The following is a 12,076-nucleotide window of genomic DNA, read 5'->3' as shown; positions in this document are numbered from 1 at the left end:
CCCGGATCACCGTGACGGGCGGCGCGCGAACGGGCTCACCTGCGGAACTCGTTGATCTTGTCGCGAGCGACGGTGGCGAGGGTGGCGATCCGGTTCGGCTCGCCCCGCAGGAACGCCTCGGTGAACTCCTTCGCCTGCTCGTACCGGATCTTGCCCGGCATCGGCGGCTCGTTCGGGTTGACGTCACAGTCGACGAGCGCCGGGCCGGGGTGCGCCAACGCGTCCCGGATCGCCCCGGGCACCTGCGCCGGGTCGGTGACCTTCGTGCCGTAACCGCCACAGCTTCTCGCCCACGCGGCAAAGTCCGGCTTCGGCTCCGGGTGCCGTACGGCGTACTCCGGGTAGCCGAGGATCATCTGCTCCCAGAGAATCTGCCCGTACGCGTTGTTGTTGTTGATCACGACCTTGACCGGCAGTTCGTGCCGCGCGGCGGTCAGGAACTCGGCCATCAGCATGGCAAAACCACCGTCCCCGACGTACGCGATCACCTGGCGCCCGGGGTGGGCCAACTGCATCCCGATCGCGTACGGCAGCCCCGACGCCATCGACGCCAGGTTGCCGGAGAGGTAGTACTCCCGCCCTCCCCGGATCGTCCAGTGCCGGGCCGACCAGGTCGAGACCGTGCCCGAGTCACAGGTCAGAATGGCGTCCTCGGCGGCGGCCTCGTCCAGACAGCCGATCAGGTACTGCGGCGCGATCGGCGTCCGGCTCGGGTCCTGGAGCGCCTTCATCTCCTGCCGCCAGGTGTCCCGGCCCCGCTGGTGCTTGGAAAGGAAGGACCGGTCGTCGTGGCGCCGCAGCATCGGCAGCAGTTGCTTCAGCCCCGTCCGGGCGTCGGCGGCGACCGCCACCTCGACCGGCAGCCGGATGCCGATCTGGCTGGCGTCGCGGTCGATCTGCACCACCCTGGCCTGTCCGGGCGCGGGAAGGTAACTCCCGTACGGGTACGACGTGCCGACCATCAGCAGCGTGTCGCACTCCTCCATCAGCAGCTCGCTCGGTTTGGTGCCGAGCAGCCCCAGCCCGCCGGTGGTGAGCGGGTGCTCGTCCGGCACCACCTGCTTGCCGGAGAGCGTCTTGACGATCGGCGCGCCGAGCGCGTCCGCTACCGCGAGCACCTCTTCCCGAGCCTCCCGGGCGCCGATGCCGACCAGCATCGCCACCTTCTTCCCCGCGTCCAGCACCTCGGCGGCCCGTTCGAGTTCCCCGGGCGCGGCCGGCACCGGCGGACGCGAGACCACCGGGCTGCTGACCGGGGGCGCCCCCGGGGTGACGTGCCGGTACGGGTCCGCGGCGGCAGCCGCCACCTGGATGTCGTTGGGCAGGCTCAGGTGCACCACCGTGGACTTGGTCAGGGCGTGCCGGATGGCTATGTCCACCACCCCCGGCACCTGCCGCGGGTTCGCCACCAGCAGGTTGTACGCGCCCGCCACGTCCTGGAAGAGCTGGGTCGTCGACACCTCCTGCTGGTACTGCGTCCCCTGCACCGAGGTCTCCTGCATCCCGGTGAGCGCGAGCACCGGGACGTGGTCCATCTTCGCGTCGTACAGGCCGTTGAGCAGGTGGATGGCACCGGGGCCGGAGGTGGCGGCACAGACGCCGAGGCGGCCGGTCGCCTTCGCGTACCCGGTGGCCATGAAGGCGGCGGCCTCCTCGTGGTGCACCAGCACGAACCGCAACCGCTCACGCTGACGACGGAAGCCCTCCATCAGGCCGTTGATACCGTCACCGGGCAGCCCGAACACGGTGTCGACCCCCCAGTCGACCAGGCGTCTGGCCAGGGCTTCTCCGACGATCTCCTGCATCAGTGCTCCCCGTGTCGCCTCGCCCCGGTTCAACGGCGGGTACGGCGGCCGATCAGGTAACCAACAACGAGGGCGACCACCGCCACGACCAGCGCCGGACCGGCGGTCTCGCCCTTGAGCCGCTGGATACCCTGCTTCGGGTCCACCACGGTGCCGGCGGCATCACCGATCACACCGGTCGCCATGTCGCCGAGATGCCCGTGAGTCATGTGCTGTCCCTCCGGGTGCCGCCGCTGTCGTTCCGTCCCGTACCGCCGTCTGGCCTGCTCCGTACCGCCGTCTGGCCTGCTCCGTACCGCCATCGATCCCAGGCGACGATAACTCACCTTTCCCTAGGTATTGGACATAACGGCTCAGATCAAACGCGTCTACGCCGGGTCCGCCGTCCCGCTGGTCGGCGCAGCGGTGCCGGCCGGGTCCACGGGTGGGCGCGGCGCCCTGCGCCGGACGGCGAGGACGGCTCGCACGCACGCGTAGCCGGTGAGCGCGGTGGCGGCGACGACCAGGGTGATCCACCATCGCGGCCGGGGCCCCCGGTCGACATCGCCCACCTCCGCCACCCGGACCTCGCCCAGCAGGCCGGTCGCCAGTTGCAGCCGGTCTACCCGGCGACCCGACCCAGCCCCTGCGGAAGGCGGGCGACGGTCCGGGGCGCGGCACCGGGAGACGACCGCCCGGCGCAGGTACGGCACCGGGTCACGGACGGCGTCCATCCGGCGTAACCACTCGATGAACACCTCCTGCACCACGTCCTCCGCGACCTGCTGGCTCCCGGTGGTGACGTAGGCCAGCCGGACGAGGACGACGTAGTGCGCGGCGTACACCGCGTCGAAGGTCACCTCCGCGCGCGCGGATGTCTGCACCAACACAACCCTAGGGGCGCAGAGCTCACCGGTTTCGTTGCGCGTCCGGCGGAACCGGGCGCCGCACCGGTCGTCAGCGCAACCAGTCGAGCAGCCGGTCGCCCTGCTGCCAGACGGTCAGCGCGGAGAAGACACCGAACAGCAGCACCGCCCAGACCAGCGCCACCACCCGGACCGAGCGGGGCCGGATCTGCGGTGGCAGCACCCGGCTGTTGAGCACCAGCAGCAGGATCGAGTAGATGAACATCATCAGCCCGCCGACGCAGGCCGAGATGACCAGCAGGATCAGCGGCTGGTCGAAGCCGGCGAGCAGGATCACGCAGCCCAGGCCGACCAGTCCCCAGACCAGCGCGAAGTAGATCCGGCTCTCCGAGTGCCCACGCAGGTACGAGGTCTTGAGTACGTCGGCGGCGAGCCGGCTGGTGTAGTCGACGATGCCCATGGCGGCGGCGAAGAGCGAGATCGCCCCGATCACCCAGAACAGGGTGCCGAACCAGGAGCCCACCATCTCGCCGAGGCGCTCCCCCTCCACCCTGAGGAAGGAGACGCTGTTCGCCAACCCGGGCACCCCGTGCACGGTCGAGTACGAGAGCATCGACATCAGCACGATCGTGACGAACGAGATCAACACGAAGGTGACCAACTGCTCCCGGTTGGCCAGCCGCCACCAGCGGTGCCACCGGCCCAGGTTCTCGTCGGTCGGCTCGAAGACGAACCCGGCCGTGTCCGGGGCCGCCTCCGGTCGGCCGGTGACCGGGCTGACCAGGCGCGGGACGTACCGGCCCATGCCGAAGCCCTTGTCCCTGATCCAGTTGCTCTGCACCAGGTTCTGCCCGCCGCCGGCACCGGCGAAGACCAGCGCGGAGAGGATCAGCGCGAAGCCGAGTTCGGTCGGGAACTGCGGCGCGACCACGGTGTCCGGCAACGCCCGCCAGGCGTCGGCGCCGACCGCGAATACCGCCGCGACCACGAGGAAGACGACCACGAGCCCGACCTTGACGAACTCGACCCGCTCCAGCGCGGTGTAGATGACCGGGGCCAGGGTGAGCGTCAGCCCGATCACCACCAGCATCCCGACCGCGATCCAGGCGGCGTTGCCGCCGAAGAGGTAGGTCACCATCGTCGCGGAACTCGACGCCCAGCCCGGCCAGAGGTTCGCGAAGTAGACCATCACCGCGAAGACCAGACCCCAGTGCCGCCAGAACCGGGAGAAGCCGGTGAGCGCGGTCTCGCCGGTGGCGAGGGTGTAGCGCTCGATCTCCATGTTGAGGAACCACTGGGTGACGATGCCGACCGCCGCCGCCCAGAGGAAAACCAGTCCGACCTGCGAGGCGATGTACGGGAACAGGATGAACTCGCCCGAGGCGAGCCCCACCCCGGCCGCGATCACCCCCGGCCCGATCACCGGCCAGGCCGACGCGGGCGGCTCCGGCAGATCCCGGACACCGACCCCCGGCAGGTAGCGGGTGGGAAAACGATCAGCGGCACTACCGGTCATCATCGACCTCCAAAGGGACGGAACGTGCCGATACCCGTAGACCACCTTCGATCAAACCACTGTGGACGTCAAGGTCGGGCCGACCGTGCCCGGCGCGGGAATCAAGCCTGACGGCCCGCGCCGGGCACGGTCGGCCCGACCCAACCCGTCACACCTGACGCGCCACACAGATCCGAGCATCAAGCCGCGGCCCGGCCTCGTAGATCATGTACGACACTCCCCCGTCGGTGCCGAAACTCGGCGACGCGGTTCGACCGTTGTCGGAGGCGATCGGCGTGTGGAACACCCCGAGGTGCACCTCCCGGTCGAAGTCGTTGCCGACCTCGGTGAGGTACATCCGCCCGCTGTTGCCGTGGTAGACCACGTACGCGGTGCCGTTGCGGGTGAGCAGGTGCGGCGCGGAGATGTCGGTCAGGCCGTCACCGGATGGCGAGACCAGCGGGTTCGGCGCGAACTGCCACTGGTCCCAACCGTTCGGCGACCAGCCCCAGAAAATCTTCCGGGTGCCCGGCCGTACGGTGTGCGCGCCCATGAAGAGCATGACGTACTTGTTGTTCCGCCCGGCCACCCGGTGCTCGAAGACCCGCGCGTAGGAGGTCTCGGTGGTGTTCGGCACCAGGTTGGTGCTGAGGATCGGGGTCTCGTTGGTGAAGGTGATCCCGTCGGTCGAGCGGGCGACCCGGGTGGTGGTGTTCTCGCCGTGGAAGTAGAGGAAGAACTCCCGGCTGGAGGCGTTCCAGACCACGTGCGGGGAGGAGACGTGGCTGACCGTGGTGGTCGGTAGCACCCGGTCGACGATCGGGTTGCCAGGGTGCTCGGTGTAGGGACCCTCCAGCCGGTCGGCGTAGGCGAGGCAGATGCCGCCGGGCGGGTCGTGCGGCGCGTAGTAGAGGTAGTAGCGGCCCCGGGCACCGGAGATCTTGTCGTAGACCCCGCGTACGCAGGGAAAGATCGTCTCGCCGGTCGGGTTGTAGACCAGCGGCCGGTCGAAGGCGTCGCGGACGTACCGGTAGCTGGGGAAGCCGGCGGGTCCGGCGAGCGCCGCCGGGGCCTGGGCGAGGGCGCCGAGCGCGCCGCCGGTCGCGGTCGCGGTGCCCAGCAGGGCCGCGCCGCGCAGCAGGCCGCGCCGGCTGAGGCCGCCCGCCCGCTCCGGCTGCCCCGGCTGGTACGGCGATTTCGGGTACGGGTGAACCATGCGTTGGCTCCGATCGTGAGGGGACGCTCGTCGATCGTGGAGCGGACGGATCGCCATCACGTTGAGTGAGTTGATCGTCCGACCAGGACGGTAGGTCGTGGTCGATGAGTCTGCGCCGGGGCGGCAACGCCGTCAAGGTGCTAATACGAATTATCACGGCCGGATAGATGGCAACGGATTCATCCGCAGGTCTTGACGGGAGCGCCGGACGAGGCTCAAGATTTCACCTCGTTGTAGCTAATGCGTATTAGCCCAGAAACGAATGGACACGGAACGTGACCGGAGCGCGTAGGCGAGTCACCCAGCACGACATCGCCCGGATGACCGGCGTCAGCCAGGCGACCGTCTCGCTGGTGCTCAACGGCCGGGACGACGGCAGCGTGCGGATCGCCCCGGAGACCCGGGAACGGGTGCTGCACGCCATCCGTACCACCGGCTACGTCGCCGACCCGGTGGCCCGCCGGCTGGCCGCCCGGCACAACCGCATCCTCGGTGTCTTCACCTACGAACCGGTCTTCCCCGCCGGCACCGGCGACTTCTACCACCCGTTCCTGGTCGGCATCGAGCAGTGCGCCGAGCAGCTCGGCTGCGACCTGCTGCTGCTCACCAGCGCCCCGGTCGCCGACGGCCACCGCCGCATCTTCCACGACGACAACCGGCTGCGCCTGGCCGACGGTTGCGTCCTGCTCGGCCGCTCACTCGACCCGGACGAGCTGGCCCGGCTGGTCGCCGAGGGACAACCCTTCGTCTCGGTCGGCCGCCGGGACGACGCCGGTGGCCCGGTGCCGTACGTCGGCGCCGACTACCCGGCCGCGACCGCCGCCGTGGTCCGCCGGGCGCTGGAGCTCGGCCACACCAGACTGGCCTACCTCGGCCAGGGCACCGGCCCGGAGTCGCACGCCGACCGGATGAGCGGCTACCGGACCGCGCTCGACAGCGCCGACCTGCGGGTACGGCACGAACCGACCGCCGACCGCTCCCCCGCCGAGCTGCTCGACGCGCTGCTGGAAGCCCGGGTCACCGCCGCCGTCGTGGAGGAGTACGCCGACGGCGTCGCCATCGCCCAGGTGGCTCGGGAACGTGGGCTGGACGTGCCGGGTGACCTCTCCGTGCTGGCGCTCGGCGACCCGACCCGACCGGCGGCGGCCACCGATCTCGACCTGACCGGGTTCCGAATCCCCCGGCGGGACATGGGCTGGCAGGCGGTCGAGGTGCTGACCGGACTGATCGAGGAGAGCCCGGAGGTCGTACCGCAACGGCTCCTGCCCTGCCAGCCGGTCGACGGCGCCACCCTGGCACCCCCGGCGACACCCGAATGAGAGGACAGATCTTGCCAGACATGCGGACCGAGGTGCTGGTCGTCGGCGGCGGGCTCGGCGGCGTCGCCGCCGCGCTGGGCGCGCTGCGAGCCGGCCGATCCGTGGTGCTGACCGAGGAGTACGACTGGCTCGGCGGCCAGCTCACCAGCCAGGCGGTGCCGCCGGACGAACACTCCTGGGTCGAACAGTTCGGCGTCACCGCCAGCTACCGGGCGCTGCGCGACGGCATCCGGGACTACTACCGCCGCTACTTCCCACTCACCGACCGGGCCCGGCACTCGGTCGCGCTGAACCCGGGCGCCGGCCACGTCAGCCGGCTCTGCCACGAGCCCCGGGTGGCGGTGGCGGTGCTGGAGGCGATGCTCGCGCCGTACCGGGGGGCGGGGCGGTTGCGGGTGCTCCAGCCGTACCGGGCGGTGGCCGCCGACACCGACGGCGACCGGGTGACCGGGGTGACCCTCGCCCACCGGGACAGCGACGAACGGGTGCACGTGGTCGCGCCGTACGTGCTCGACGCCACCGAGACCGGCGAGCTGCTGCCGCTGACCGGCACCGAGTACGTCACCGGCTTCGAGTCCCGGGGCGAGACCGGGGAACCGAGCGCGCCGGACGACGCGCAGCCGACCAACATGCAGGCGTTCTCGGTCTGCTTCGCGATCGACCACGTCGACGGCGACCACACCATCGACCGCCCGGCCCGGTACGACTTCTGGCGCGAGTACCAGCCGCCGTTCTGGGGAGACCGGATGCTGTCGTTCCGCTCCCCCAATCCGCGCACGTTGGAGATCTCGGAGCGCAGCTTCACCCCGAACCCGGACGACGACCCGTGGCTGGTCCTGGCCGACCAGCGGGTCAGCCCCGGCGACGGCAACCTCTGGACGTTCCGCCGGATCGCCGCCCGCCGCTCGTTCCGGCCGGGTGCGTACGACAGCGACATCTGCCTGGTCAACTGGCCGATGATCGACTACTTCGAGAGCCCGCTGATCGACGTACCGGACCCGGAACGGCACGTCGCGGCGGCCCGGGAACTCTCCCTCTCGGTCCTCTACTGGTTGCAGACCGAGGCGCCCCGGGCCGACGGCGGGACCGGTTTCCCCGGGCTGCGGCTGCGCGGCGACGTCACCGGCAACGGCGGCATCAGCAACGGCGGCGACGTGTCGCACAGCGGCCTGGCCCAGGCACCGTACATCCGCGAGGCACGCCGAATCCGGGCCGAGTACACCGTGGTCGAACAGGACCTCTCCCTGGACGTACGCGGGGACAAGGGCGCGGCCAGCTACGCCGACTCGGTCGGGGTCGGCATGTACCGGATCGACCTGCACCCCTCGACCGGCGGGGACAACTACGTCGACGTCGCCTCCTGCCCGTTCGAGATCCCGCTCGGCGCGCTCATCCCCCGGCGGGTGGAGAACCTGCTGCCAGCCGGGAAGAACATCGGCACCACGCACATCACCAACGGTTCGTACCGCCTGCACCCCGTGGAGTGGAACGTCGGCGAGGTCGCCGGACTGCTCGCGGACTTCTGCCTGGCCCGGCGGGTCACCCCCCGCGCGGTGCGCTACACCCCCGGCCTGCTGGCCGACTTCCAGAACCGCCTCGCCGACGAGGGCGTCGAGCTGCGCTGGCCCGACATCGCCGGCTACTGAGGAAGGGACCTTGATGAAGAACCGGTTGACGGCCGTCGTCGCGCTCACCGCGCTGCTCGGCCTGAGCGCCTGCGGAGGCGGCGACAGCGGCGGCTCCGACGGCCCGGTCTCGCTGCGGATGACCACCTGGTCGGCGAACGAGGCGCACCTGAAACTGCTCGACGAGATCGCCACCGAATATCGAGCCAGCCACCCGAACATCACCGGGATCACGTTCGACCCGATCCCGTTCGAGAGCTACACCACCACGCTGACCACCCAGATCGCCGGTGGCAATCCGCCCGACCTGGCCTGGGTGCTGGAGAACGCGGCCCCCGACTTCGTCTCCTCGGGTGCCCTGGTGCCGCTGGACGACACCCTCAAGGGCACCGACGGCTACAACTTCGACGAGCTGGCACCGGCCGCGACCAAGCTCTGGCAGCGCGACGGCAAGCTCTACGGCTACCCCTTCTCCACCTCCCCGTTCGGCATCTTCGTCAACACCGACCTGGTCAGGGCGGCCGGTGCGAAGACCCCGGCCGAACTGATCTCCGCCGGCACCTGGAACTGGGAGAACGCGGTCGCCACCGCCTCCGCCGTGGCGGCGAGGACCGGCAAGGCCGGTCTGGTCGTACGCGACTTCGACTACAAGGGCTGGGACTTCCTCTCCACGGTCTGGACCGGCTGGGGCGCGCAGGCGTGGAGCCCGGACGGTAGGAGCTGCGGCTTCGACGCCCCCGAGATGGTCGACGCGATGACCTTCCTGCACAAGGCGATCTTCACCGACAAGGCGCTGCCCGGACCGGGCACCGCCGCCGACTTCTTCGCCGGTGAGGCCGGTATGACCATCACCCAGATCTCCCGGGCGTCGCTGCTGGAGAAGCAGACGTTCGGCTGGGACCTGGTCCCGCTGCCGGCCGGGCCGAAGGGTGCCTACTCGGTGATCGGGCAGGGCGGCATGGGCGTGCTGAAGAAGGGCAAGCACGCGGAGGCCGCCGCCGACTTCCTGGCCTTCCTCACCAACCCCACCAACTCGGCGAAGCTGGCCCAGTTCTTCCCGCCGCCGCGTACCCCGCTGCTCACCGCCGAGACGCTGGCCAAGACGAACCCGCTGCTCAAGCCGGAGCAGTTGCAGAAGGTGGTGATCGACGGCATCGCCAACGGGGTGGTCAAGCCGAGCCACACCGGGCAGGCCGAGCTGAGCCAGGCCGTACGGGCCGCCCTCGACCCGCTCTGGAAGGCCGACGCGGACGTACGGGGTGTGCTCGGCGGGGTCTGCTCGGCGATCAAGCCGCTGCTGGGCAAGTAGGAGATCACCGATGCCGGTCCTGACGGACGACGTGGCGGGCCGGGCCGACACCCGGCCCGCCCCGGGCGACACCCGGCCGCCGACGCGGCCCGGATGGTGGACGTCCCGGCGGCGGGACCAACTCGCCGGTCTGCTCTTCGTGACCCCGCAGCTCGTCGGCAGCGTGCTCTTCGTGCTGCTGCCGCTCGGGCTGGTGGTCTGGTACAGCCTGCACGAGTGGAACGTGCTCGCCGACACGTTCGACTTCGTCGGTACGGAGAACTACCGCAAGCTCGCCGACGACCCGAACCTGCCGTCGGTGCTCCGGGCCACCGCGATCTTCTCCGTCGGGCTGGTCGTGCTCAACCTCGGGCTGGCGCTGCTGCTCGCCGTGCTGCTGAACCAGAAGCTCCGTGGCACGGTCGTGTTCCGTACGCTGTTCTTCTCCCCGGTCGTGGTCTCGCTCGTCGCCTGGACCATCGTGTGGGGTTTCCTGTTGCAGGACAACGGCGGGGTCAACGGGGTGGCCGGCGCGGTCGGCGTCGACGGCCCCAACTGGCTGCGCGGCGAGTGGACCGCCCTGCTGTCGGTGATCGTGGTGCAGGTGGTCAAGAACGTCGGCCTCAACATGGTGCTCTTCCTGGCCGCGTTGCAGGGCGTGCCGGCCGAGCTCTACGAGGCGGCGCGGGTCGAGGGGGCCAGCCGGTGGACCCAGTTCCGGCGGATCACCGTACCGCTGATCAGCCCGACCATCCTGCTCACCTCGATCATCACGGTGGCGGGCGCGTTGCAGGTCTTCGCCCAGATCGCCGTGCTGACGCAGGGCGGGCCGGGAACCTCGACCACCGTGCTCGTCTACTACCTCTACCAGCAGGCGTTCCAGTTCCACCAGTTCGGCTACGGCTCGACCCTGTCGGTGCTGCTGTTCCTGATCGTGTTGGCGCTCACCGTCGTGCAGTGGCGGATGCGCAGGAGGTGGGTCTTCCATGAACAGTAGGCTCCCGCTGCGGGCCAGGGTGGCGCTCTACGGTGTCATCTGCCTGCTCGCCGTGCCGTTTGTCTTCCCGACCTGGTGGATGGTCACCTCGTCGTTCAAGCCGGTCGCCGACATTTTCGCCTTCCCGCCGTCGCTGATCCCGACGGACTTCAGCTTCTCGGCGTACCAGCGGGTGTTCGAGTTGCAACCGTTCGCGCGGCAGTACCTGAACAGCGCGTACATCGCACTGGTGGTCACGGTCGGCACGCTGGCGGTCTCCGCGCTCGCCGGGTACGCGTTCGCCCGGATCAGGTTCCGGGGTCAGCAGGTGCTCTTCGTGGTGGTGCTGGTCGGCCTGCTCATCCCGAGCGAGGTGACGATCGTGCCGCTGTTCCAGATGTTCAATTCGGTCGGCCTGGTCGACACCCACTGGCCACTGATCCTGGTGCCGATGCTCGGCGCGCCGAGCGTGCTGGCGACCTTCATCATGCGGCAGTTCTTCATCACCCTGCCGGCCGAGTTGGAGGAGGCGGCCCGGGTCGACGGGCTCGGCCGGCTCGCCACCTTCTGGCGGATCGCGCTGCCGCTGGCCCGTCCCGCCCTCGGTGCGGTGGCGATCTTCACCTTCCTGCACAGTTGGAACCTCTACCTGGAGCCGATCGTCTTCCTCTCCACCCCGGAGAAGTTCACCCTGCCCCAGGCGTTGACCCAGTTCGTCGACGCGTACGGCGGACCGATGTGGGACGTACAGCTCTCGGCGGCGTCGATGACCGCGCTCCCGGTCCTACTCGTCTTCGTGCTCGCCCAACGCCAGTTCATCGAGGGCCTCGCCCACACCGGCCTCAAGGGCTGAAATCGCCTCATCTTGATCCACGCGCTCTGAGCTGTCGTCAGCGCCACGCTCTCGACAGCTTGGAGCGCGTGAATCACGACTCCCACGGCTCAGTAGTAGCCGGTCTCGCCGTCGAGCAGTTCCCGGATGGTGTCCATGTGTCCGGCATGCCGGGCGGTCTCCTCGACCATGTGGATCACCATCCAACGCAGGGTCGCGGCGGCCGATCTGTAGTCCGGGTGCCGGCCGACCTGGTCCAGCGAATGGTTCGCGATGATCTCGTTCGAGATCGTGCACTGCCGCTCGTAGTCGGCGAGGAGCTGAGCGAGCGGAATCCCCTCGACCCTCATCTCGGCGTCGTCGGGCTCGTCCTGGAACGCCGGCCCGACGGCCGGACGACCGAGGAACAGCACCTCGAACCAGGTGTGCTCGACCCAGCGCAGGTGGGAGACGATGCCCGCCATGGTCATCAGCGGCGAGGTGGGGATCAGCGACCGGTGGGCGTCCTCTTCGGAGAGCCCCTCGCACTTGAAGTGCACGATCGCGCGCTGCATGTCGTACCAGCCGAGGAGCTGTGTTCGCTCGTCGGCCACGAACGGGGGACGGATACGCGCAGGTGACGACATGCTGACCGACGCTACCGGGGCCAGCACGCCTCCGCAGCCCCATTAGCTG

The 12,076-nt window shown here is 69.8% G+C and carries 11 protein-coding genes; 5 read left to right on the top strand and 6 right to left on the bottom strand.

Features of this window, described 5'->3' with window-relative positions; translation table 11 throughout:
- Nucleotides 1-35: 35 nt before the first annotated feature.
- The 5 genes from ACI2K4_RS32730 to ACI2K4_RS32710 all read right to left on the bottom strand — a co-directional run bounded on the left by ACI2K4_RS32730 (nucleotide 36) and on the right by ACI2K4_RS32710 (nucleotide 5,361).
- On the bottom strand, nucleotides 36-1,805 hold the full coding sequence (locus tag ACI2K4_RS32730; protein WP_404516960.1) for a thiamine pyrophosphate-dependent enzyme: 1,770 nt from the start codon (nucleotides 1,803-1,805) through the stop codon (nucleotides 36-38).
- Nucleotides 1,806-1,834: 29 nt separating this feature from the next.
- A complete protein-coding gene (locus tag ACI2K4_RS32725) occupies nucleotides 1,835-2,014 on the bottom strand; it encodes a hypothetical protein (RefSeq protein WP_404516959.1) in 180 nt (59 codons plus the stop codon).
- Between the two features lie 159 nt (nucleotides 2,015-2,173).
- The gene (locus ACI2K4_RS32720; protein WP_404516958.1) at nucleotides 2,174-2,668 is read right to left on the bottom strand and encodes a sigma factor; all 495 of its coding nucleotides are present in this window, start codon (nucleotides 2,666-2,668) and stop codon (nucleotides 2,174-2,176) included.
- A 73-nt stretch (nucleotides 2,669-2,741) separates the two neighbouring features.
- On the bottom strand, nucleotides 2,742-4,169 hold the full coding sequence (locus tag ACI2K4_RS32715) for an Nramp family divalent metal transporter (RefSeq protein ID WP_404516957.1): 1,428 nt from the start codon (nucleotides 4,167-4,169) through the stop codon (nucleotides 2,742-2,744).
- Nucleotides 4,170-4,314: 145 nt separating this feature from the next.
- The gene (locus ACI2K4_RS32710) at nucleotides 4,315-5,361 is read right to left on the bottom strand and encodes a hypothetical protein (protein WP_404516956.1); all 1,047 of its coding nucleotides are present in this window, start codon (nucleotides 5,359-5,361) and stop codon (nucleotides 4,315-4,317) included.
- A 275-nt stretch (nucleotides 5,362-5,636) separates the two neighbouring features.
- Here ACI2K4_RS32710 and ACI2K4_RS32705 point away from each other — a divergent pair, with 275 nt between their 5' ends.
- The 5 genes from ACI2K4_RS32705 to ACI2K4_RS32685 are packed head-to-tail and all read left to right on the top strand — an operon-like array spanning nucleotide 5,637 to nucleotide 11,422.
- Nucleotides 5,637-6,680 carry a LacI family DNA-binding transcriptional regulator gene (locus tag ACI2K4_RS32705; protein WP_404516955.1) on the top strand — a complete coding sequence of 348 codons (1,044 nt, stop codon included), beginning with the start codon at nucleotides 5,637-5,639 and terminating at the stop codon, nucleotides 6,678-6,680.
- A gap of 20 nt (nucleotides 6,681-6,700) precedes the next feature.
- A complete protein-coding gene (locus ACI2K4_RS32700; RefSeq protein WP_404517001.1) occupies nucleotides 6,701-8,326 on the top strand; it encodes an FAD-dependent oxidoreductase in 1,626 nt (541 codons plus the stop codon).
- A 13-nt stretch (nucleotides 8,327-8,339) separates the two neighbouring features.
- Nucleotides 8,340-9,614 (top strand): ABC transporter substrate-binding protein, encoded by a 1,275-nt coding sequence (locus ACI2K4_RS32695; RefSeq protein ID WP_404516954.1) that lies wholly within the window; start codon nucleotides 8,340-8,342, stop codon nucleotides 9,612-9,614.
- Nucleotides 9,615-9,624: 10 nt separating this feature from the next.
- Nucleotides 9,625-10,590 (top strand): carbohydrate ABC transporter permease, encoded by a 966-nt coding sequence (locus tag ACI2K4_RS32690; RefSeq protein WP_404516953.1) that lies wholly within the window; start codon nucleotides 9,625-9,627, stop codon nucleotides 10,588-10,590.
- Nucleotides 10,580-11,422 (top strand): carbohydrate ABC transporter permease, encoded by an 843-nt coding sequence (locus ACI2K4_RS32685; protein WP_404516952.1) that lies wholly within the window; start codon nucleotides 10,580-10,582, stop codon nucleotides 11,420-11,422. The genes ACI2K4_RS32690 and ACI2K4_RS32685 overlap by 11 nt, the downstream gene beginning before the upstream one ends.
- Before the next feature lie 89 nt (nucleotides 11,423-11,511).
- On the opposite strand, the gene ACI2K4_RS32680 is transcribed toward ACI2K4_RS32685, so the two are convergent.
- Nucleotides 11,512-12,027 (bottom strand): DinB family protein, encoded by a 516-nt coding sequence (locus ACI2K4_RS32680; RefSeq protein ID WP_404516951.1) that lies wholly within the window; start codon nucleotides 12,025-12,027, stop codon nucleotides 11,512-11,514.
- Nucleotides 12,028-12,076: the final 49 nt, after the last annotated feature.

It is taken from the genome of Micromonospora sp. NPDC050397, from assembly GCF_044901685.1.
Lineage (GTDB): Bacteria > Actinomycetota > Actinomycetes > Mycobacteriales > Micromonosporaceae > Micromonospora_G.
The sequence above is the reverse complement of the archived record's forward strand: the minus strand, read 5'-3'. Positions and strand labels throughout refer to the sequence as shown.

Excerpts from the sequence above, each read along its gene's own strand:
- ACI2K4_RS32710 (WP_404516956.1), bottom strand. The coding sequence starts at position 5,361 with ATGGTTCACCCGTACCCGAAATCGCCGTACCAGCCGGGGCAGCCGGAG.
- ACI2K4_RS32715 (WP_404516957.1), bottom strand. The coding sequence starts at position 4,169 with ATGATGACCGGTAGTGCCGCTGATCGTTTTCCCACCCGCTACCTGCCG.
- ACI2K4_RS32730 (WP_404516960.1), bottom strand. The coding sequence starts at position 1,805 with ATGCAGGAGATCGTCGGAGAAGCCCTGGCCAGACGCCTGGTCGACTGG.
- ACI2K4_RS32685 (WP_404516952.1), top strand. The coding sequence starts at position 10,580 with ATGAACAGTAGGCTCCCGCTGCGGGCCAGGGTGGCGCTCTACGGTGTC.
- ACI2K4_RS32725 (WP_404516959.1), bottom strand. The coding sequence starts at position 2,014 with ATGACTCACGGGCATCTCGGCGACATGGCGACCGGTGTGATCGGTGAT.
- ACI2K4_RS32695 (WP_404516954.1), top strand. The coding sequence starts at position 8,340 with ATGAAGAACCGGTTGACGGCCGTCGTCGCGCTCACCGCGCTGCTCGGC.
- ACI2K4_RS32700 (WP_404517001.1), top strand. The coding sequence starts at position 6,701 with ATGCGGACCGAGGTGCTGGTCGTCGGCGGCGGGCTCGGCGGCGTCGCC.
- ACI2K4_RS32680 (WP_404516951.1), bottom strand. The coding sequence starts at position 12,027 with ATGTCGTCACCTGCGCGTATCCGTCCCCCGTTCGTGGCCGACGAGCGA.
- ACI2K4_RS32690 (WP_404516953.1), top strand. The coding sequence starts at position 9,625 with ATGCCGGTCCTGACGGACGACGTGGCGGGCCGGGCCGACACCCGGCCC.